Below are 19,644 nucleotides of genomic sequence, written 5' to 3'. Positions count from 1 at the left end.
CATAGTGTGGCCGCATGAGCGCGGAATCACTGGAAGCGGCACGTCCGGACGCCCCCGGCGCGGAGCCCCGCGGCGGCCCGCCGGACGGCACACCCGACCGCACGGTGGTCCTCGTCGGGGTGGCCGTCGTGCTCGCCGTGGTCGCCTGGGCCGCCCTCGGCAAGGGCTCCTTCGACGCCGCCTCCGGCTCCGCCCTCGCCTGGGTGCTGTCCAACTTCGCCTGGCTGTTCGTGATCGCCGCCGACATCTTCCTCGTCCTGTGCGTGGTCCTCGCCCTCAGCCGCTTCGGCCGCGTCCGGCTCGGCGCCGACGACTCCGAACCCGAGTTCGGCAACCTCGCGTGGATCGCGATGATGTTCAGCGCCGGCATGGGCATCGGCCTGATGTTCTACGGGGTGGGCGAACCCCTCACTCACTACCTGGCCCCGCCCCCCGCCAGCGGCGCCGCCCCCCGCACCGGGGACGCGGCCCGCGCGGCCCTCGACTACTCCTTCTTCCACTGGACCCTCACCCCCTGGGCCATCTACGGCATCGCCGGTCTCGCCCTCGCCTACGCCACCTTCCGCAAGGGCCGCGGCAACCGCCTCAGCTCCGCCTTCGTCCCCCTCATCGGCGCCCGCCGGGCCGCCGGCCGGCCCGGCAAGGCCATCGACCTGCTGGCCGTCTTCGCCACCGTCTTCGGCACCGCAACCAGCCTCGGCCTCGGCGCCCTCCAGGTCTCCCAGGGCCTGGGCATCACCACCGGGATCAAGGACTCCACCGGCGTCCAGCTGATCATCATCGGCTCGCTCTCCGCCGCCTTCGTGCTGTCCGCCTTCTCCGGCCTGCACAAGGGCGTCAAATGGCTCAGCACCCTCAACGTGGTGCTCGCCGCCGCCCTGATGGTCTTCGTCTTCCTCCTCGGCCCCACCGTCTACGTCCTCGACGTGATCCCCGCCAGCGTCGGCGACTACCTGCACGAGCTGATCCCCATGGCCAGCCGCACCGGCGCCTTCACCGACAGCGCCTGGCTCGGCACCTGGACGATCTTCTACTGGGCCTGGTGGCTCTCCTGGGCCCCCTTCGTCGGGACCTTCATCGCCCGGATCTCCCACGGCCGTACCATCCGCGAGTTCCTCGTCGGGGTGCTCCTCGTCCCCTCCGGCGCCACCGTCATCTGGTTCTGCGTCATGGGCGGCACGGCCATCCGCCTGGACTCCACCGGCGCCGCCGACCTCGGCGCCAAGGCCAAGGAGGGCGCCGAGGCATCCCTCTTCGCGATGCTCGACGCCCTTCCGCTCGGCACCCTCACCTCCTGGGTGGCCATGGCGCTGGTGATGACGTACTTCATCACCAGCGCAGACTCCGCCTCCCTGGTCATGGGCTCCCTCACCAGCCGCGGCTCCCTCCACCCGCCCACCTGGCTGGTCGTCACCTGGGGCGTCCTGATGGCCGCCGTCGCCGCCGTCCTCCTCGTCGCGGGCGGCCTGAAGTCCCTCCAGACGGCCACCATCCTCGTGGCCCTGCCCTTCGTCGTCGTCATGCTGCTGCTGTGCTGGGCGCTGCTGCGCGAACTGCGCGAGGACCCCGCCGCCGGACCCGCCCGCCACCCCGCCCTGCACGGCCTGCGGGACGCCGTCCGGGCCATGGTGGGCGAGGCCGTCAGCGAGAGCGGACCGGCCCGCCACCCCCGGCTGCGCCGCCTCGCCGAGTCCCGGGGGCGTGACCGCGAGAACGGCGCGGACCCCGAGGGGTGAGGGGCCGCGGGGTACCGGGACGGGCGCCCGCAGACCCCGGCTAGGGTGGCGGCGTGACCACCACGGATGACTACGCCACCTACATCGCGAGCCTGCCCCGGGTGCTGGCCGGCGCGGCCGCCCTCTACCGGGACGAGCGGGGCCGGGTCCTGCTCGTCGAGCCCAACTACCGCGAGGGCTGGGCCCTGCCCGGCGGCACCGTCGAATCCGACCGGAACGAGTCGCCGCGCACCGCCGCCCGCCGCGAGAGCGCCGAGGAGATCGGCCTCGACCTGCCCCTGGGCCGGCTCCTCGCCGTCGACTGGAGCGTGGGCGAGGGCCGCCCTCCGCTGGTCGCCTATCTCTACGACGGCGGAGTGCTCGACGCCGCGCAGCTGGCCTCCCTCACCCTCCAGGAGGAGGAACTGCTCTCCTGGAAGCTCGTCGAACCCGCCGAACTCCCCGCCTACCTCCTCGGCTCCCTCGGCCTGCGCGCCCAAGAGGCGTGCCGCGTACTGGAATCGGGCGAGGGGACGGTGGAACTGGAGAACGGCCGCCGCCCCGTGCGGACCTGACACCCGGCGGCTCCCAAGCCTGTCCCGAACCCCACCCCCCAGGGCAGAATCAACAGATGATCACGATGTACGCCTGGCCGAGCACGGCCGACGGTCCCGACGCCCTTCCCATGGTCCACTTCACCACCGAAGAGCAGTCGGGCGGCGAGGTGTCGCCCGAGGGGATGCCGGTCTGGCTGTTCGACACCGCGATCCGCGAGGGCGGCTGGGCCTCCTTCGAGGACTTCGAGGCGTGGTCGGCGCCCGCCGAGGGCTGGCAGGCGTTCTACCGCCGGGAGGACGACGTCCTCGCCGTCACCGGCCCCGGCCCCTGCGAGGGCTGGTACCAGGGCCGGCTCGGCGCCGACGAGGAGTGGGTGAAGGCCGCCGCGACCCAGCAGGGCGTGGTCCTGCTCGCCGCTCCGGTCCAGCACCCCTCCCTGTACGCCTACGCCGTCGAGGCCGGCGCGGGCTTCGCGCTCCTGGTTCCGCTGGCCGTGGTCTGACCTACCGGGCGGCCCGGGCGCCGCTCTCGAACTCCAGCAGCCGCACCTTGCGCTCGATCCCGCCGCCGTAGCCCGTCATCGACCCGGAGGCGCCGATCACGCGGTGGCAGGGCACGACGATGCTGACCGGGTTCTTCCCGTTGGCCAGGCCCACCGCACGGGAGGCACCCGGCCTGCCCAGCTCCGCCGCCAGCCGCCCGTACGACCAGGTCTGGCCGTACGGGATCCGGACGAGCTGCTCCCACACGCTGCGCTGGAAGGCGGTCCCCTCCAGCCGGACGGGGACGGTGAACTCCGTCAGCTCGCCGGCGAAGTACGCGCTGAGCTGCCGTGCCACCTCCGGGAACGGCTCTTCCTGCGGGGCGACCCGCTCGCCGAAGGACTCCTCCTGCGGGCGGTGGCGCTGGCTGGTCATGTACAGCCCGCTGAGGACCCCGTCGGTGGCGACGAGGGTGAGCGGCCCGTAGGGGCTGTCGACGACGGTGTGGTACTTGCTGCTGGCACTGCTCACGAGGATGCTCCTTCGGCGCGCACGGGCACGGGCATGCGGTTGATCGGATGGTCGTCGGTCGCCCACAGGTACTGGACGGCGTACGCCCGCCAGGGCCGCCAGCCGGCCGCGCGGGCGGTGAGCGCGGCGGGCGTCGAGGGCAGCCCCAGCCCCCGGGCCGCCTTGCGGACCCCCAGGTCGGAGGGGAGGAAGGCGTCCGGGTCGCCCAGGGCCCGCATCGCGATGATCCCGGTGGTCCACGGGCCGAAGCCGGGCAGGGCGTCCAGCCGGGCGCGGGCCGCCTCCCAGTCGCTGTCGATGCCCAGCGGCAGCGAACCGTCGGCCAGGGCCGTGACCAGGGTGGTCAGGGTGGTGCGGCGGCTGCGCGGCATGGACAGCGCCTCGGGGTCGAGCCCCGCCAGCGTCCCGGGGGAGGGGAACAGGCGGGTCAGACCGCCGTGCGGATCCTCGACGGGCTCCCCGTACGCGCTCACCAGCCGGGCCGCATGGGTCCGCGCGGCGGCGGTGGACACCTGCTGCCCCAGCACCGCCCGTACGGCGAACTCCGCCGCGTCGACGGTACGGGGCACCCGGCGCCCGGGGGCCTTGTCCACGAGGGGGGCCAGCAGCGGGTCGGTGCGCAGCTGCCCGTCCACGGCCTCGGGGTCGGCGTCCAGGTCGAGCATCCACCGGCAGCGGCTGATGGCGATGGTCAGGTCCCGCAGGTCGGTCAGGGCGAGCCGGCAGCCGATGTGGTCGGGGCCGGGGGTGAGGGCGACGATCCCCGAGCCGTGGGGCAGCCGCAGGGTCCGACGGTAGGCCCCGTCGCGCCACTCCTCCACGCCGGGCACGGCGGTGGCGACGAGGTGCCCGAAGAGGTTGTCGGGGTGGAGCGGGGCCCGGTAGGGCAGCCGCAGGCTCAGGGTCCCGGGGATACGCGGCTCACGCTGCCCGGCCCGCGCGGCGCGCGCCCGGAGCTCGCCGGGGGTGAGGGCGAAGACCTCCCGGACCGTCTCGTTGAAGTTGCGGATGGAGGAGAAACCGGCGGCGAAGGCCACGTCGCCCATGGGCAGCTCGGAGGTCTCGATCAGCAGCCGGGCGGTCTGCGCGCGCTGGGCCCGGGCCAGGGCCAGCGGGCCGGCGCCGAGCTCGGCGCCCAGCTGCCGCTCGACCTGCCGGGCGGAGTAGCCGAGCCGGGCGGCGAGCCCCGGGACCCCTTCGCGGTCCACGACCCCGTCCTGGATGAGCCGCATCGCGCGGGCGACGGCGTCGGCGCGGGCGTTCCACTCGGGGGAGCCGGGGCTGGTGTCGGGCCGGCACCGCTTGCAGGCCCGGTAGCCGGCCTGCTGGCAGGCGGCGGCGCTGGGCAGGAAGCTCATGTTCTCGACCTTGGGCGGCACGGCCGGGCAGCTGGGCCGGCAGTAGATGCCGGTCGTCCGGACCGCGGTGAAGAACCACCCGTCGAAACGGGCGTCCTTCGACTGCACGGCCCGCACGCAGCGGTCGGTGTCGGTGTACATGGCTCCAGCATTCCGGCCGCCGCGGCGGCGAGCTGGCGGTTTTCCGACATCAAGGCTAACCGTCCCGGGGCGGGGGTGCGGGCTGCAGCCGCGCGGAGCGGTCCCCTCCCCGCCCTTTCTCCGTTTCCGCCTCAGTCGCCGGCGCGGCTACGGACACGGCGCTACCGCGCCCGCGCCTCAATCGCCGGCGGGGCCGGAATCAGCCCCGCCGGCGATTGAGGCGCGGGGTCCGGGGCGGAGCCCCAGGGGGCACCTCCCAGCGGTAGCTGGGGGAGGAACGGGCGAAGGGCGGGCAGGGGACCCCGCCCCGCGCAGCGGAACCCCCGGCCCCGCCCCCGGGAACGGCGAAGGCCCCGGGGGCCAAGTGGCACCCCGGGGCCTTCGGAAGCGGGCGGCAGCCTACGGCAGCTGCGCCGCACGCGCCTCGCGCCGGTTGTGGCGGAACGTGTTCGCCCGCCGAGTGGTGGCGAACAGCGGAATCGTCGCCGCCAGAGCGATCTGCAGCGCACACCCCGTCTGGAGCAGCAGCTGCCCGCCCGGCGCGTCGAACGCCCACGCCGCCAGGAGCCCCATGGCCCCGACGATCCAGCTGAGCATCGCCGCCGCGAGGGCCCCCCGCGGCTTCGGGTACTCGACCCGGCTCACCATCAGCCAGGCTACGCCCACGATCGCCAGCAGGGTCGGCACGAACGGCAGCTCCAGCAGCACGATGGAGACGACCGTCAGCGCACCGAAGGGGCTCGGCATGCCCTGGAACATGCCGTCCTTCATCGTCACGCAGCTGAATCTCGCCAGCCGCAGCACCACCGCCAGCAGGACCACGATGGCCGCCAGCGCCGACACCTTCTGGTGCGCGTCGTCGGCGACCATGCCGTAGACCAGCACGAAGTACGCCGGCGCCAGCCCGAAGCTGATCAGGTCGGACAGGTTGTCCAGCTCGGCGCCCATCGGGGAGCTGCGCAGCTTGCGGGCCACGATGCCGTCGAAGAGGTCGAAGACCGCCGCGAGGAGCATCAGTATCACCGCGGTGGCCGCGCTGTGCCGGGCCATGCCGGACTCGCCGCTGCCGGTGAGGTGCGGGATGAGGATCCCGGTGGTGGTGAAGTACACCGCCATGAATCCGCAGGTGGCGTTGCCCAGGGTGAGGGTGTCCGCTATCGACAGCCGCAGCGAGAGCGGCATGTCGTCCTCGGCGGACTCCTCCGGGGCGGATTCGGGCACCCAGCCGGTGGCAGGAGTACCGGGGTCAGTCACGGTCAATTCGGGTCACCCCCGCGGTGGTGGCCTGACCGACCTCGACCGCGACCTCGACGCCCTCCGGGAGGTAGATGTCGACGCGGGAGCCGAAGCGGATCAGACCGATGCGTTCGCCCTGCTCCACCTTGGTGCCGGCCGGCAGGTAGGGGACGATGCGGCGGGCGACGGCGCCGGCGATCTGCACCATCTCGATGTCGCCGAGCTCGGTGTCGAAGTGCCAGACAACGCGCTCGTTGTTCTCGCTCTCCTTGTTGAACGCCGGGACGAACCCGCCGGGGATGTGCTCCACGGACGTCACCGTGCCGGCCAGCGGCGCGCGGTTGACGTGGACGTTCAGCGGGCTCATGAAGATCGCGACGCGGGTGCGCCCGTCCTTCCACGGCATGATGCTCTGCACCACGCCGTCGGCGGGCGAGATGACGCGGCCCTGGGCGATCTCGCGCTCGGGGTCGCGGAAGAACCACAGCATGCCCGCCGCGAGCGCGGTGGTGGGCACGGCCACAGCGGCCCAGCGCCCGGACTTGCGGGCCCGGGTCAGGCTGAGGGCCGCGGTGGCAACGGTCGGCAGAAGCCACGGCGATGCTCCGCGCGCGAGGCGTACGCCGAGTCGGCTGTCGCGAGGTGCAGAGGTTTGGCTGTGGGGCATGGATGACCTTCGTAGCGGGTGATTGCCGCGCCGCAAACGGGGGGACGGGACGGCGGCTTTACTGGAATGCTATCGGTTGCGCGCAACAACTGGGCAAGCCAGAAGCCGAGTCGATGGCCCCCAGCCAGTGACTGGCAGTGACTCTCCCACGGAAAACCGTGGGATGAATCACTGCAAAACGGACTTTCAGCCCTGGACTCGGTACTCCTCCAACAGACGGCGCCCGATGATCATTTTCTGGATCTCGGCGGTACCTTCACCGATCAGAAGCATCGGGGCCTCCCGGTAGAGGCGCTCGATCTCGTACTCCTTCGAGAATCCGTAGCCGCCGTGGATGCGGAAGGCATCTTCGACGACCTCCTTGCAGTATTCGGAGGCGAGGTACTTCGCCATGCCGGCTTCGAGGTCGTTTCGTTCCCCGGAGTCCTTTTTGCGTGCTGCGTTCACCATCATGGCATGGGCCGCTTCGACCTTGGTAGCCATTTCGGCCAGCTTGAACTGGATGGCCTGATGCTGGGCGATCGGCTTGCCGAAAGTGTGACGTTGCTGGGCATAGGAGACACCGAGCTCGAAGGCACGCTGCGCGACGCCGCAGCCACGGGCCGCCACGTTGACGCGGCCGACCTCGACCCCGTCCATCATTTGGTAAAACCCTCGGCCCGTCTGCCCGCCGAGAACCCGATTGGCCGGAATGCGCAGTCCGTCCATGATCAGCTCGGTGGTGTCGACCCCCTTGTAGCCCATCTTGTCGATCTTGCCCGGGATGGTCAGACCCGGACGGACCTCCCCGAAGCCCGGCTCCTTCTCGACGAGGAAGGTGGTCATCGACTTGTGGGGGGCGGTGCCCTCGGGGTGTCCTTCGTCACTCCGGCACAGGACGGCCACCAGGGTGGAGGTGCCGCCGTTCGTCAGCCACATCTTCTGGCCGTTCAGGACGTACTCGTCGCCGTCCCTGACGCCCTTGGAGGTGATGGCCGACACATCGGAGCCCAGCCCCGGCTCGGACATCGAGAACGCGCCGCGCACCTCGCCCAGCGCCATGCGCGGCAGGAAGTGGTCCTTCTGCTCCTGCGTGCCGTGCTGCTTGAGCATGTACGCCACGATGAAGTGGGTGTTGATGATGCCCGAGACGGACATCCAGCCACGGGCTATCTCCTCGACGCACAGCGCGTAGGTGAGCAGCGACTCACCCAGACCGCCGTACTCCTCGGGGATCATCAGGCCGAAGAGGCCGAGCTCCTTGAGCCCGTCCACGATCTGCTGCGGGTACTCGTCGCGGTGCTCCAGCTCGGTCGCGACCGGGATGATCTCCTTGTCGACGAACTCCCGGACGGTCTTCAGGATCTCCTGCTGGACGTCCGTGAGCCCGGCGGTCTGGGCGAGTCGGGCCATGGCTACTTCTCCTGCGTCTTCAGCTCCGGGCGGCCGGGCTGTTCGCCGCCGCGCGCCTTGATGTACGTCTCGGTCGGGACCATCACCTTGCGCCGGAAGACGCAGACGAGGGTGCCGTCCTGCTTGTAGCCCTTGGTCTCCACGTACACGATCCCGCGGTCGTCCTTCGACTTCGACGGGGTCTTGTCGAGCACGGTGGTCTCGCCGTAGATCGTGTCGCCGTGGAAGGTCGGCGCCACGTGCCGCAGGGACTCGATCTCCAGGTTGGCGATGGCCTTCCCGGAGACGTCCGGCACGGACATGCCCAGCAGCAGGGAGTAGATGTAGTTGCCCACGACCACGTTCTTGCCGAAGTCGGTCGTGTTCTCGGCGTAGTTGCTGTCCATGTGCAGCGGGTGGTGGTTCATGGTCAGCAGACAGAAGAGGTGGTCGTCGTACTCCGTGACCGTCTTCCCGGGCCAGTGCTTGTAGACCGCGCCGACCTCGAACTCCTCGTACGTGCGTCCGAACTGCATGGTGCTCAGGCTCCCGGGATCTCGAACTTGCTGGTGCGCTGCATCCCGGCGGCACGGCCCTTGCCCGCGATGACCAGGGCCATCTTGCGGCTGGCCTCGTCGATCATCTCGTCGCCGAGCATCGCGGAGCCCTTCTTGCCGCCCGCCTCGGAGGTGCACCACTCGTACGCGTCGAGGATCAGCTCGGCGTGGTCGTAGTCGGCCTGGGAGGGGGAGAAGACCTCGTTGGCCGCCTCGACCTGGCCCGGGTGCAGCACCCACTTGCCGTCGAAGCCGAGGGCGGCGGCCCGCCCGGCCACCTCGCGGTACCCGTCGACGTTCTTGATCTGGAGGTAGGGGCCGTCGATCGCCTGCAGGTTGTTCGCCCGGGCGGCCATCAGGATCTTCATCAGGATGTAGTGGTAGGCGTCCGCCGGGTAGCCGGGCGGCTGCTCGCCCACGACCAGCGACTTCATGTTGATCGAGGCCATGAAGTCGGCCGGCCCGAAGATGATCGTCTCCACGCGCTGGGACGCCTGCGCGATCGCGTTGACGTTGTTGAGGCCCTGGGCGTTCTCGATCTGCGCCTCGATGCCGATCTTGCCGACCTCGAAGCCCATCGTCTTCTCGATCTGCGTCAGCAGCAGGTCCAGCGCCACGACCTGCTGGGCGTCCTGGACCTTCGGCAGCATGATGCAGTCGAGGTTCTGGCCCGCGCCCTCGACGACCGTGACGACGTCCCGGTACGTCCAGTGGGTGGTCCAGTCGTTGACGCGCACGACCCGGGTCTTGCCGGTCCAGTCGCCCTCGTTCAGGAACTTGACGATGGTGTGGCGCGCCTCGGGCTTGGCGAGCGGCGCACAGGCGTCCTCCAGGTCGAGGAAGACCTGGTCGGCCGGCAGGCCCTGGGCCTTCTCCAGGAAACGCGGGTTCGAACCCGGCACCGCGAGGCAGGAGCGGCGCGGCCGCAGCCGGTTCACCGGGGAAGCGGGCGTGGTCATGCGGGAACCTCCATGGGGTCGAGCTTGTTCGCTGTGCGGATCTCGTCGACGATACGGCCGATGATCTCCGTGATGCCGAAGTCCTTGGGTGTGAAGACGGCGGCGACTCCGGCCTCCTTCAGTGTCACCGCGTCGGCGTTGGGGATGATGCCGCCCACGATGACGGGTATGTCGCCCGCCCCCGCGAGACGCAGGCGTTCCAGCACGTCCGGGACGAGAGCGCTGTGCGAACCGGACAGGATGGACAGTCCCACGCAGTGCACGTCCTCGGCCAGCGCCGCCGTCGCGATCTCCTCGGGCGTCAGCCGGATGCCCTGGTAGACCACCTCGAAGCCGGCGTCGCGGGCCCGGACGGCGATCTGCTCGGCGCCGTTGGAGTGCCCGTCCAGGCCGGGCTTGCCGACCAGCAGCCGCAGCCGGCCGCAGCCCAGCTCCTCGGCCGTGCGGGCGACCTTCTCGCGGACCAGGGCCATCGGCGTGCCCTCCTCGGCGGTGACCGCCACCGGAGCCGAGGAGACTCCGGTGGGGGCGCGGAACTCGCCGAAGACCTCGCGCAGGGCGCTCGCCCACTCGCCGGTGGTGACACCGGCGCGGGCGCACTCCAGGGTGGCCTCCATGAGGTTCTCGGTGCCCGCCGCGGCCTCCTTCAGCCGCTCCAGGCTCTGGCCGACGGTCGGGAAGACGTACGGGTCGCCCCCGCCCTGCCGGTCCGACGCCTCCTGGCGCTCGGCGCGCCAGCGCCGGATCCGCTCGACGGTCAGCTCCTCGACTGCCGCGTCCACCGTCATGATGGCGCCGTCGAGGTCGGCGGTGAGCGGGTTCTCCTCGGTCTGCTGGAAGCAGTTCACCCCGACGATCTTGTCCTCGCCGGACTCGATCCGGGCGCGCCGCTCGGCGTGCGAGGAGACCAGCTGGGACTTCAGGTATCCGGACTCGACGGCGGCCATCGCGCCGCCCATCTCCTGGATCCGGTCGATCTCGGCCAGGCAGTCGTCGACCAGCGACCCGACCTTGGCCTCGATGACGTGCGAGCCGGCGAAGATGTCCTCGTACTCCAGCAGGTCGCTCTCGTGGGCGAGGACCTGCTGGATGCGCAGCGACCACTGCTGGTCCCAGGGCCGGGGCAGGCCCAGCGCCTCGTTCCAGGCGGGCAGCTGCACGGCGCGGGCGCGGGCGTCCTTGGACAGGGTGACGGCCAGCATCTCCAGGACGATGCGCTGGACGTTGTTCTCCGGCTGCGCCTCGGTCAGGCCGAGGGAGTTGACCTGGACCCCGTAGCGGAAGCGGCGCTGCTTGGGGTCCTCGATGCCGTAGCGCTCGCGGGTGACCTTGTCCCAGATGCGGCCGAAGGCGCGCATCTTGCACATCTCCTCGATGAAGCGGACGCCCGCGTTCACGAAGAAGGAGATACGGGCGACCACCTCACCGAAACGTTCCTCCGGGACCTGCCCGGAGTCGCGCACCGAGTCCAGGACGGCGATCGCGGTCGACATCGCGTACGCGATCTCCTGGACCGGGGTGGCCCCCGCCTCCTGGAGGTGGTACGAGCAGATGTTGATCGGGTTCCACTTCGGGATGTGGTTGACCGTGTACGCGATCATGTCCGTCGTCAGGCGGAGCGAGGGTCCCGGCGGGAAGACGTGCGTCCCGCGCGAGAGGTACTCCTTGACGATGTCGTTCTGGGTGGTGCCCTGGAGCTGGGAGATGTCCGCCCCCTGCTCCTCGGCGGCCACCTGGTAGAGCGCCAGCAGCCACATGGCGGTGGCGTTGATCGTCATCGAGGTGTTCATCTGCTCCAGGGGGATGTCCTGGAACAGCCGCCGCATGTCGCCCAGATGGGAGACGGGGACCCCGACCCGGCCGACCTCGCCGCGGGCGAGGACGTGGTCCGGGTCGTAGCCGGTCTGCGTCGGCAGGTCGAAGGCCACCGACAGGCCGGTCTGCCCCTTGGCGAGGTTGCGGCGGTACAGCTCGTTGGACGCCTCGGCGGTGGAGTGGCCGGCGTACGTCCGCATGAGCCACGGACGGTCTTTCTGGCGCTCTGTCATCTCAGGCTGTCCCTCAGGCCCTTGGGGCGTCTCAGATGTTGCGGAAGCGGTTGATGGCGTCGAGGTGCTGGGCGCGCATCTCGTGGTCGCGGACGCCCAGGCCCTCCTCGGGGGCGAGCGCGAGGACGCCGACCTTGCCCTGGTGGAGGTTGCGGTGGACGTCGTACGCCGCCTGGCCGGTGTCCTCCAGGGAGTAGACCTTCGACAGGGTCGGGTGGATCTTGCCCTTGGCGATCAGGCGGTTGGCCTCCCACGCCTCGCGGTAGTTGGCGAAGTGCGAGCCGATGATCCGCTTCAGCGACATCCACAGGTAGCGGTTGTCGTACTCGTGCATGTACCCGGAGGTGGAGGCGCAGGTGGTGATGGTGCCGCCCTTGCGGGTGACGTAGACGGAGGCGCCGAAGGTCTCGCGGCCCGGGTGCTCGAAGACGATGTCGATGTCCTCGCCGCCGGTCAGCTCGCGGATGCGCTTGCCGAAGCGCTTCCACTCCTTGGGGTCCTGGGTCCGCTCGTCCTTCCAGAACTTGTAGCCCTCGGCGTTGCGGTCGATGACCGCCTCCGCGCCCATGGAGCGGCAGATCTCGGCCTTCTCCGGGGAGGAGACCACGCAGATCGGGTTGGCGCCGCCGGCGAGGGCGAACTGGGTGGCGTAGGAGCCGAGGCCGCCGCTGGCGCCCCAGATCAGGACGTTGTCGCCCTGCTTCATGCCGGCGCCGTTGCGGGAGACCAGCTGGCGGTAGGCGGTGGAGTTGACCAGGCCGGGGGAGGCGGCCTCCTCCCAGCTGAGGTGGCCGGGCTTGGGCATCAGCTGGTTGGACTTGACCAGGGCGATCTCCGCGAGGCCGCCGAAGTTGGTCTCGAAGCCCCAGATGCGCTGCTCGGGGTCGAGCATCGTGTCGTTGTGGCCGTCGGAGGACTCCAGCTCCACCGACAGGCAGTGCGCGACGACCTCGTCGCCGGGCTTCCAGGAGTTGACGCCGGGGCCGGTGCGCAGGACGACGCCCGCGAGGTCGGAGCCGATGATGTGGTACGGGAGGTCGTGGCGCTTGGTGAGCTCCGACAGGCGCCCGTAGCGCTCCAGGAAGCTGAAGGTGGACACCGGCTCGAAGATCGAGGTCCACACGGAGTTGTAGTTGACCGAGGAGGCCATGACGGCCACCAGGGCCTCGCCCGGGCCGAGTTCCGGCACCGGGACCTGGTCCAGGTGCAGGGACTTGCGGGGGTCCTTGTCGCGGCTGGCGAGCCCGTCGAACATCTCGGTCTCGTCCTTGTGCACGGTGATCGCGCGGTACGAGTCGGGCAGCGGCAGCGCCGCGAAGTCTGCGGCGGTGGCGGACTGCGACTGAATCGCGTCCAGGATGTCCTTCACGGTGTTGCCTCCGGCTGAGCGCTGGTTGAGGGTGCGCTGAGGGATCGGTAGGTGCGGGGGAGCGGTGGTGCGGGTGCTGCGAGTGCCGTCGGTCCGGCGGTGCTGTGGGGCGGCCGCGCCTGTGGTGGGGCGGGCGGGGGCCTGGTGACGCAGGCATCCGGGGCGCGTTCCGTGCCGAGTGGGCGTGGACCGCGGGGACGTCCGGACGAGATTCAACGTATGGCACCCCGTGTCACTCGGCAAGGCACTGCGTGCCAAAAAATTCTCTCATTTGCCGATTGACCTGCGCACATGAGCGATGATCGATCAGAGTTACTCACGAGTAGGGGCAACCCGGACAAACCAAAGCGGCCGCCCCCGAAACGGGAGCGGCCACTGTGACGAGAGCGACTACTTGTTCTTGAGTGCTTCCTCGATGGTCCGCATGACCTCGTCCAGCGGGGCGTCGGTCCGCGCCACCGCGACGAGGACCTCGCCCTCGGTGCGCACCGCCGCCTGCGGGGCCGGCGCCGAGCCGTCCTGCGAGCGGCCGGCGCCGATCCCGGAGCCGAAGGTCTTGCGGACGATCCCGAAGGCGTGGTCCAGCTGCGCCTCCACGTCCCCCTGGCCGCCGGCCCGCAGCCAGCGCCGCAGCACGTGGTTGTGCGCGGTCACCACCGCCGAGGCGGCCACCTCCGCCAGCAGCGGGTCGTCGTTGCCGTCGTGGGGCTCGGTCTCGTCGAAATGGGCCAGCAGGTAGCGGGTGAACAGCCGCTCGTAGCGGGCCACCGAGGCGATCTCCCGCTCCCGCAGCGCCGGTACCTCGCGGGTCAGCCGGTAGCGCTCCACCGACACCGCGGGCGAGGCCGCGTACATCTTCATGACTTCCTTGATCCCCCGGCACACCGTGTCGAGCGGGTGCTCGTGCGCCGGGGCCACGTCCAGGACCGCCTCGGCCCGGGTCAGGGTGTCGTCGTGGTCCGGGAAGATGGCCTCTTCCTTGGAGCGGAAGTGCCGGAAGAAGGTCCGCCGCGCCACCCCGGCGGCCGCGGCGATCTCGTCGACCGTCGTGGCCTCGTACCCCTTCGTCGCGAACAGCTCCATGGCCGCCGCCGCGAGCTCGCGGCGCATCTTCAGGCGCTGGGCGGCCGCCCGGCTGCCCGCCGTGCCCTCGGGGGCGTCGGAGGCCGATGCGGCGCGGGGGGAGGTCTTGGCGGGCTGGGACATAGAGCGAAAGTACTTCATCCGGGCGGGCGCGCGCGCCGGAGGGGGGTGGGCGGGGGGTGGATGCGGGGGAGGGCCCGCACTGGGCTCGGGAGGGTGTGTCCGCCGTGAGGGTCCGGCGGACCCGAGCAGCCCTCCCCACGCATCCTGCTCGGGGTCCGGCTTACCGGCGGGCGTGCTCACGGAATCCGCGGCCGGTCTTCCGGCCCAGGCAGCCCGCCGCGACCAGGTGCTCCAGCAGCGGCGACGGGGCCAGGCCCGGGTCGCGGAACTCCTGGTGGAGCACCTTCTCGATGGCCAGCGACACGTCCAGGCCGACCACGTCGAGGAGCTCGAAGGGCCCCATCGGGTAGCCGCCGCCCAGCTTCATCGCGGCGTCGATGTCGTCGAGGCTGGCGTAGTGCTGCTCGACCATCTTCACGGCGTTGTTCAGGTACGGGAACAGCAGCGCGTTCACGATGAACCCCGCCCGGTCCCCGCAGTCCACCGCGTGCTTGCGGACCTTCCCGCAGACCTCGCGGACGGTGGCGTGCACGTCGTCGGCCGTCAGGACGGTGCGGACCACCTCGACCAGCTTCATGGCCGGCGCCGGGTTGAAGAAGTGCATGCCGATCACGTCCTGCGGACGCTCGGTCGCCCGCGCCACGGCGATCACCGGCAGCGAGGAAGTGGTGGTGGCCAGCACCGCGCCCGGCTTGCAGACCTTGTCCAGGCCCGCGAAGAGCTGCTGCTTGACCTCCAGGTCCTCCGCGACGGCCTCCACGGCCAGGTCCACCTCGGCGAAGGCGTCCAGCGACCCGGCCGGGGTGACCAGGTCCAGGGTCTGCGCCGCGGCCTCCGCGCTCAGGCGGCCCCTGGACACCGCACGGTCCAGGGACTTCCCGATCGCGGCCTTCGCGGCCTGTGCCTTCTCCTGGCTGCGGGCGGCCAGCACCACCGGGTAGCCGGCCTGGGCGAAGACCTGCGCGATCCCGCTCGCCATGGTGCCCGAGCCGGCGACGCCGACCGAGTGGACCGGGCGGCCGGTGCCCAGCAGGGAGCCGTCCAGCGGGGTCTGGAGGTCGCGGACGACCACCGCGCTGCCCGGGGCCTCGTAGGTGTAGAAGCCGCGGCCGGCCTTCTGCCCGGTCAGGCCCGCCTCCACGAGGTGGCCCAGGATCGGGGCCGGGGCGTGCAGCCGGTCGCCGGAAGAGGCGTACATGGCCTCCAGGACGGTGCGGGCGGTGTCCACGCCGACCAGGTCGAGCAGGGCCAGCGGACCCATGGGCAGGCCGCAGCCGAGCTTCATGGCCGCGTCGATGTCCTCGCGGGAGGCGTACTTGGCCTCGTACATCGCGGCGGCCTGGTTGAGGTAGCCGAAGAGCAGGCCGTCGGCGACGAAACCGGGCCGGTCGCCGGCCGCGACGGGCTCCTTGTCCAGCTCGCGGGCGAGGGCGGTGACCGCCTCGACGGCGATGGGCGAGGTGAGCACGCTGGAGACGATCTCGACCAGCTTCATCGCCGGCGCCGGGTGGAAGAAGTGCATGCCGAGGACGCGCTCGGGCCGCAGGGACTCGGCGGCGAGCCGGGTCACGGACAGCGCGTTGGTGCCCGTGGCCAGGACGGTGTCGGGCCGGACGATGGCGTCCAGCTCGTCGAACACCCGGTGCTTGAGGTCGTAGTCCTCCGGGACCACCTCGATGACCAGGTCGGCGTCGGCGGCGGCGGAGAGCTCCGTGGAGGTGCGGAAGCGGGCGAGGACCTCCTCGCGCTCCTGCTCGGTGAGCCGCTCCTTGGCCACCGAGCGGGCCGTGGCGGCGGCGAGGGAGCCGGCCGCCCGGCGGGCGGCGGCCTCGCTGATGTCGATGCCGACGACCTCGCGGCCGGCCCGGGCGAGGACCTCGGCGATGCCGGCGCCCATGGTGCCGAGGCCGACGACGGCGATGGTGCGGAGGGGGGAGGGACTGGACGTGGACGGAAGGTCCATCGCGGGACTCCAGTGGAATGAGGGTGACGACTGGGAAGGCGCGCGCGGCGCACGGTGCGCGCGGGGTGCCCTACGGCGGGGTGGTACGGGAACGCGGAGCGGGACGCGTGGCGCGGGGCCGTGCGTCGGCGCGGTGCGTGGAAAGCCGTACGGGGATGCCGTGCGGGCGGGCCCGACGGGATCGCGCCCGCAGAGCGGGCGCGTGGCCGGGGCGGCACGACCCTGTCCCGGGGTCCTGCCGTGCAGACGGGTGGTGCGGTGGAACCGACTGGCACGGGGCGGCTGCGTCACCAGGCCGGTCCCGTGCGTATGGAAACGACAGTAACCCCGCAGTAACTCGCGCGCCAGAGCGCGGAGATGTGACCTGTACCGCCCAAATGTACCGATCGATCGATGATCGATCAGCCGGGCTCCGGCGAACCGTCCGTGGCGCGGTCCGCCGGGCCCTAGGGTGGCCGCGTGAACGAGGTACTGGAGCGCCTGCGGGCGGAGGCGGGCGGGTCTCCCGCGTACGAGGCGCTGGCGGCGGCCGGACCCGACGGGCTGGCCGCCTCGCTGACCTCGCCCGGGCAGCCCCTGTGGGCCCGGGAACTGGCCGCGTACCGGCTCGGCATGGCGCGGGACCGGCGGGCCTTCGAGCCGCTGGTGCTGCTCCTCAACCACCGCGACCCGGCGCGCTGCGCGGCCGCCGCGCAGGCCCTCGGGGTGCTCGGCGACCCCCGTACCGCCCGCGCGGCCGCCGCCCTGGCCACCAACACCCTGCGCACCGCCTACGCCCTGCACCCCGTAAGGCTGCTGGCCGCGCTGCGGGCGCCGGAGTCCGTCCCGGCGCTGATCACGACGCTGTCGCGGCTGCTGGCCCCGCACGACCCGTACTGGCGGGTGGCCCTGGCCTGCGTGGAGGGGCTGGGCGCCCTGGCCGACACCCGGGCCCACGAGGTCCTGGTCCGGGCCCAGGCCCACCCCCGGCTGGCCCTGGCCGCCACCGACGCCCTCCGCCGCGTCACGGCAGACGGCCCCGACGCCTGAACCGGCGCCGGGGCCCGCCCCCGCACCCGGGGTCAGCCGCGGAAGCCCAGGAGGCCGTGCAGGGCCGCGCCGCCCGCCGAGGAGGGGAGCGCGCGGGTCGCCGCCGTCGGCTTCGGGGCGGGCTGCGCCGGGCAGGTGGCGTCGGACGCCTGACCCGTCCTCAGGTACGCGGCGAGCTTCTCGTCCAGGCACTTGTTGCCGCTCAGCGCGATCCCGTGGTTGCCGCCGCCCTGCTCCACCACCAGCGCCGACCCCGCCAGCCGGTGCCGCATGCCCACCGCGCCCTCGTACGGGGTCGCCGCGTCCTCCGTCGCCTGGAACAGCAGCGCCCCCGGCAGCGCCGTGTTCGTCACGTCCGGGGCCTGGAGCGGCTCCGTCGGCCAGAACGCGCACGGCGCGTTGTACCAGGCGTTGTTCCAGGTCATGAAGGGCGCCTTCGCGTGGGTGCGCCACATGTCGGCCCGCCAGGTGTTCCAGTCCCGGGGCCAGGCCGAGTCCCGGCACTGCACCGCCGTGTACACGCTGTACGCGTTGCCCGCAGAGGGCTCCACCGCCCCGAACCGCTCGTACGCCGCCACCAGCGGCTTCGGGTCCTGCTTCACCGCGTACGCCGCGAACGCCTCGGCCAGGTGCGGCCAGTAGCCGTTGTAGTAGCCCCCCGGCATGTACGTGTCCTCCAGCTCCGCCGGGCCCACCTTCCCGCCGGCCGGGGTCCCGCGCAGCGCCTCGCGCATCTCGTACCAGCGCCGCTCCACCCCGGCCGGGTCGGTGCCCAGGTGGTAGGTGGAGTCGTACTGGGCCACCCAGGCCAGGAACGCCTTGTGGCGGGCGTCGAAGGCCCGGTCCTGGGCCAGGTTGTCCTCGTACCAGACGCCGGCCGGGTCGACGACGGAGTCCAGCACCAGCCGGTGCACGCGTCCGGGGTGGAGCTTGGCGTAGACCGCGCCGAGGTAGGTGCCGTAGGAGTAGCCGAAGTAGCTGATCTTCTCCGCGCCCAGGGCCGTGCGCATCGCCTCCAGGTCGCGGGCGGCCGCGACGGTGCCGATGTACGGGAGGACGTCCGCGTGCTTCGCCTGGCAGGACTCGGCGAAGGAGCGCACCCGCTCCAGGTTGGCCCGCTCGGTGGCGGCGTCCAGCGGTACCGAGTCCGGCCGTACGGGCGTGAAGTGGCCCGCCCCGCAGTCCAGGACGGGCTCGCTCCTGCCCACGCCCCGGGGGTCGAAGCCGATCACGTCGTAGCGGGCGGCCACGTCCTTGGGCAGCGCCGAGGCGACGTACCCCGCCAGGGCGCGGCCGCTGCCGCCCGGGCCGCCCGGGTTGACCAGCAGGGGGCCCTGGAAGGCGGAGGCGGAGGAGGTGTGCGGGACCCTGGTCAGGGCCAGGGCGATCTGCCGCCCGGCCGGCCGCTCGTGGTCGAGGGGGACGCGGAGGGAGGCGCACTGCAGCGTCGGGTAGCGGGGCGTCGCGCAGCCGCTCCAGCGCAGTGCGGCGGCGCCGGCCGCCGGGGCGGGAGCGGGGGCGGGGGCGGCGGCGGTGACGGGGCTCGCCAGCGCGGCGGCGACCGTGGAGATCGCCAGCAGCAGGGCGGCGCGCCTCTTCACGGGGCCGCGCTGCTTCGCGGGGCGGTGCGGTACGGGGTGGAGCATGGGGCCTCCCAGCCGAGGGGTCTGGGCGGAATCGTCCCGGAAACCGCGCCCGGAAAGCGGGATTGGGCCGCCTATTGGCCCGATGTGATGACCCCTCGGGCGGCGTCCGGGTCACGGGGAGGGCCGCCGGCCCCCCGATGGAGTACCCGGGCGCCGGGGGGAAGGGACCGGGGGAGGGCACGGGGACGCCGCCCCGGCCCGGCGGCGCGGGCGCCGGCCCGACCCCGGATTTTGGCGGCCGCCCCGGAGGTGGTTGGCTTGCCGCGAAGAGTGAACACGACTGCTGGAGGAACAGCTATGGCGCAGGTCGAGGCCACCACGGAGCGCATCATCGGGGCCGGCGCGGACACCGTCTTCGACGCGCTGGCGGACTACAGCGGCACCCGGAGCAAGCTGCTGCCCGAGCACTTCAGCGAGTACGAGGTGCGCGAGGGCGGCGACGGCGAGGGCACCCTGGTCCACTGGAAGCTCCAGGCCACCAGCAAGCGCGTCCGCGACTGCCTGCTGGAGGTCACCGAGCCCACGGACGGGCAGCTCGTGGAGAAGGACCGCAACTCCTCCATGGTCACCACCTGGACGGTGACCCCGGCGGGCGAGGGCAAGTCCAAGGTCGTCGTCAGCACCGTCTGGAACGGCGCGGGCGGCGTCGGCGGCTTCTTCGAGCGCACCTTCGCGCCCAAGGGCCTCGGCCGCATCTACGACACCGTCCTGGACAACCTGGCCCGCGAGGTCGAAGCCTGACCCGCCCCGCCGGCCGCCGTCAGGGCAACTCCCCTGCGGCGGCTCACCGGTTCGGGTGGAATTCCCC

At 71.9% G+C, this 19,644-nt stretch carries 17 protein-coding genes; 5 read left to right on the top strand and 12 right to left on the bottom strand.

Annotated elements, in window-relative coordinates; translation table 11 throughout:
• The first annotated feature begins 14 nt into the window (after positions 1–14).
• From ABZ716_RS15145 to ABZ716_RS15135, 3 genes are read left to right on the top strand one after another with little or no spacing between them, the layout of a single operon-like run.
• A complete protein-coding gene (locus ABZ716_RS15145) occupies positions 15–1,736 on the top strand; it encodes a BCCT family transporter (protein WP_358814577.1) in 1,722 nt (573 codons plus the stop codon).
• 53 nt (positions 1,737–1,789) lie between these two features.
• The gene (locus ABZ716_RS15140; RefSeq protein WP_358959222.1) at positions 1,790–2,290 is read left to right on the top strand and encodes an NUDIX hydrolase; all 501 of its coding nucleotides are present in this window, start codon (positions 1,790–1,792) and stop codon (positions 2,288–2,290) included.
• Positions 2,291–2,346: 56 nt separating this feature from the next.
• Positions 2,347–2,775, top strand: coding sequence for a hypothetical protein (locus ABZ716_RS15135; protein ID WP_358959219.1), 429 nt, complete (start codon positions 2,347–2,349; stop codon positions 2,773–2,775).
• Position 2,776: 1 nt separating this feature from the next.
• Here the strand turns inward: ABZ716_RS15135 and ABZ716_RS15130 are convergent, their stop codons facing one another.
• The 11 genes from ABZ716_RS15130 to ABZ716_RS15080 all read right to left on the bottom strand — a co-directional run bounded on the left by ABZ716_RS15130 (position 2,777) and on the right by ABZ716_RS15080 (position 16,161).
• Positions 2,777–3,286 (bottom strand): methylated-DNA--[protein]-cysteine S-methyltransferase, encoded by a 510-nt coding sequence (locus tag ABZ716_RS15130; protein ID WP_358959215.1) that lies wholly within the window; start codon positions 3,284–3,286, stop codon positions 2,777–2,779.
• Positions 3,283–4,785 (bottom strand): AlkA N-terminal domain-containing protein, encoded by a 1,503-nt coding sequence (locus tag ABZ716_RS15125; protein ID WP_358959213.1) that lies wholly within the window; start codon positions 4,783–4,785, stop codon positions 3,283–3,285. Before ABZ716_RS15125 ends, ABZ716_RS15130 begins: the two co-directional genes overlap by 4 nt.
• A gap of 399 nt (positions 4,786–5,184) precedes the next feature.
• A complete protein-coding gene (gene pssA, locus ABZ716_RS15120; protein WP_351879924.1) occupies positions 5,185–6,045 on the bottom strand; it encodes a CDP-diacylglycerol--serine O-phosphatidyltransferase in 861 nt (286 codons plus the stop codon).
• Positions 6,032–6,688 (bottom strand): phosphatidylserine decarboxylase, encoded by a 657-nt coding sequence (locus ABZ716_RS15115; RefSeq protein ID WP_045951332.1) that lies wholly within the window; start codon positions 6,686–6,688, stop codon positions 6,032–6,034. The genes pssA and ABZ716_RS15115 overlap by 14 nt, the downstream gene beginning before the upstream one ends.
• A 186-nt stretch (positions 6,689–6,874) precedes the next feature.
• A complete protein-coding gene (locus ABZ716_RS15110) occupies positions 6,875–8,080 on the bottom strand; it encodes an acyl-CoA dehydrogenase family protein (protein ID WP_358814600.1) in 1,206 nt (401 codons plus the stop codon).
• Between the two features lie 2 nt (positions 8,081–8,082).
• The gene (locus tag ABZ716_RS15105) at positions 8,083–8,595 is read right to left on the bottom strand and encodes a MaoC family dehydratase (RefSeq protein ID WP_100862510.1); all 513 of its coding nucleotides are present in this window, start codon (positions 8,593–8,595) and stop codon (positions 8,083–8,085) included.
• A 5-nt stretch (positions 8,596–8,600) separates the two neighbouring features.
• Complete coding sequence (locus ABZ716_RS15100) at positions 8,601–9,575, bottom strand: CoA ester lyase (RefSeq protein WP_358959211.1); 975 nt, start codon at positions 9,573–9,575, stop codon at positions 8,601–8,603.
• Positions 9,572–11,623 (bottom strand): protein meaA, encoded by a 2,052-nt coding sequence (locus ABZ716_RS15095; RefSeq protein WP_358814602.1) that lies wholly within the window; start codon positions 11,621–11,623, stop codon positions 9,572–9,574. The genes ABZ716_RS15100 and ABZ716_RS15095 overlap by 4 nt, the downstream gene beginning before the upstream one ends.
• 31 nt (positions 11,624–11,654) lie before the next feature.
• On the bottom strand, positions 11,655–12,992 hold the full coding sequence (ccrA, locus tag ABZ716_RS15090; protein WP_358814603.1) for a crotonyl-CoA carboxylase/reductase: 1,338 nt from the start codon (positions 12,990–12,992) through the stop codon (positions 11,655–11,657).
• A 390-nt stretch (positions 12,993–13,382) separates the two neighbouring features.
• A complete protein-coding gene (locus ABZ716_RS15085; RefSeq protein ID WP_351879941.1) occupies positions 13,383–14,198 on the bottom strand; it encodes a TetR family transcriptional regulator in 816 nt (271 codons plus the stop codon).
• A gap of 160 nt (positions 14,199–14,358) precedes the next feature.
• Positions 14,359–16,161: a 3-hydroxyacyl-CoA dehydrogenase NAD-binding domain-containing protein gene (locus ABZ716_RS15080; RefSeq protein ID WP_358814604.1), complete on the bottom strand. Its 1,803-nt coding sequence runs from the start codon at positions 16,159–16,161 to the stop codon at positions 14,359–14,361.
• A gap of 459 nt (positions 16,162–16,620) precedes the next feature.
• Here ABZ716_RS15080 and ABZ716_RS15075 point away from each other — a divergent pair, with 459 nt between their 5' ends.
• Complete coding sequence (locus tag ABZ716_RS15075) at positions 16,621–17,190, top strand: adenylosuccinate lyase (protein ID WP_358959209.1); 570 nt, start codon at positions 16,621–16,623, stop codon at positions 17,188–17,190.
• Between the two features lie 32 nt (positions 17,191–17,222).
• Here ABZ716_RS15075 and ABZ716_RS15070 read toward each other — a convergent pair whose 3' ends face one another.
• Complete coding sequence (locus tag ABZ716_RS15070; protein WP_358814606.1) at positions 17,223–18,836, bottom strand: alpha/beta hydrolase; 1,614 nt, start codon at positions 18,834–18,836, stop codon at positions 17,223–17,225.
• A gap of 297 nt (positions 18,837–19,133) precedes the next feature.
• Between ABZ716_RS15070 and ABZ716_RS15065 the strand changes: the two genes are divergently transcribed.
• Positions 19,134–19,577 (top strand): SRPBCC family protein, encoded by a 444-nt coding sequence (locus tag ABZ716_RS15065; protein WP_351879953.1) that lies wholly within the window; start codon positions 19,134–19,136, stop codon positions 19,575–19,577.
• Positions 19,578–19,644: the final 67 nt, after the last annotated feature.

Origin of the sequence: Streptomyces sp. NPDC006687 (assembly GCF_040636215.1) — a bacterium.
Taxonomy (GTDB): Bacteria; Actinomycetota; Actinomycetes; order Streptomycetales; family Streptomycetaceae; genus Streptomyces.
This window is presented reverse-complemented; position numbering and strand designations above follow the sequence as displayed.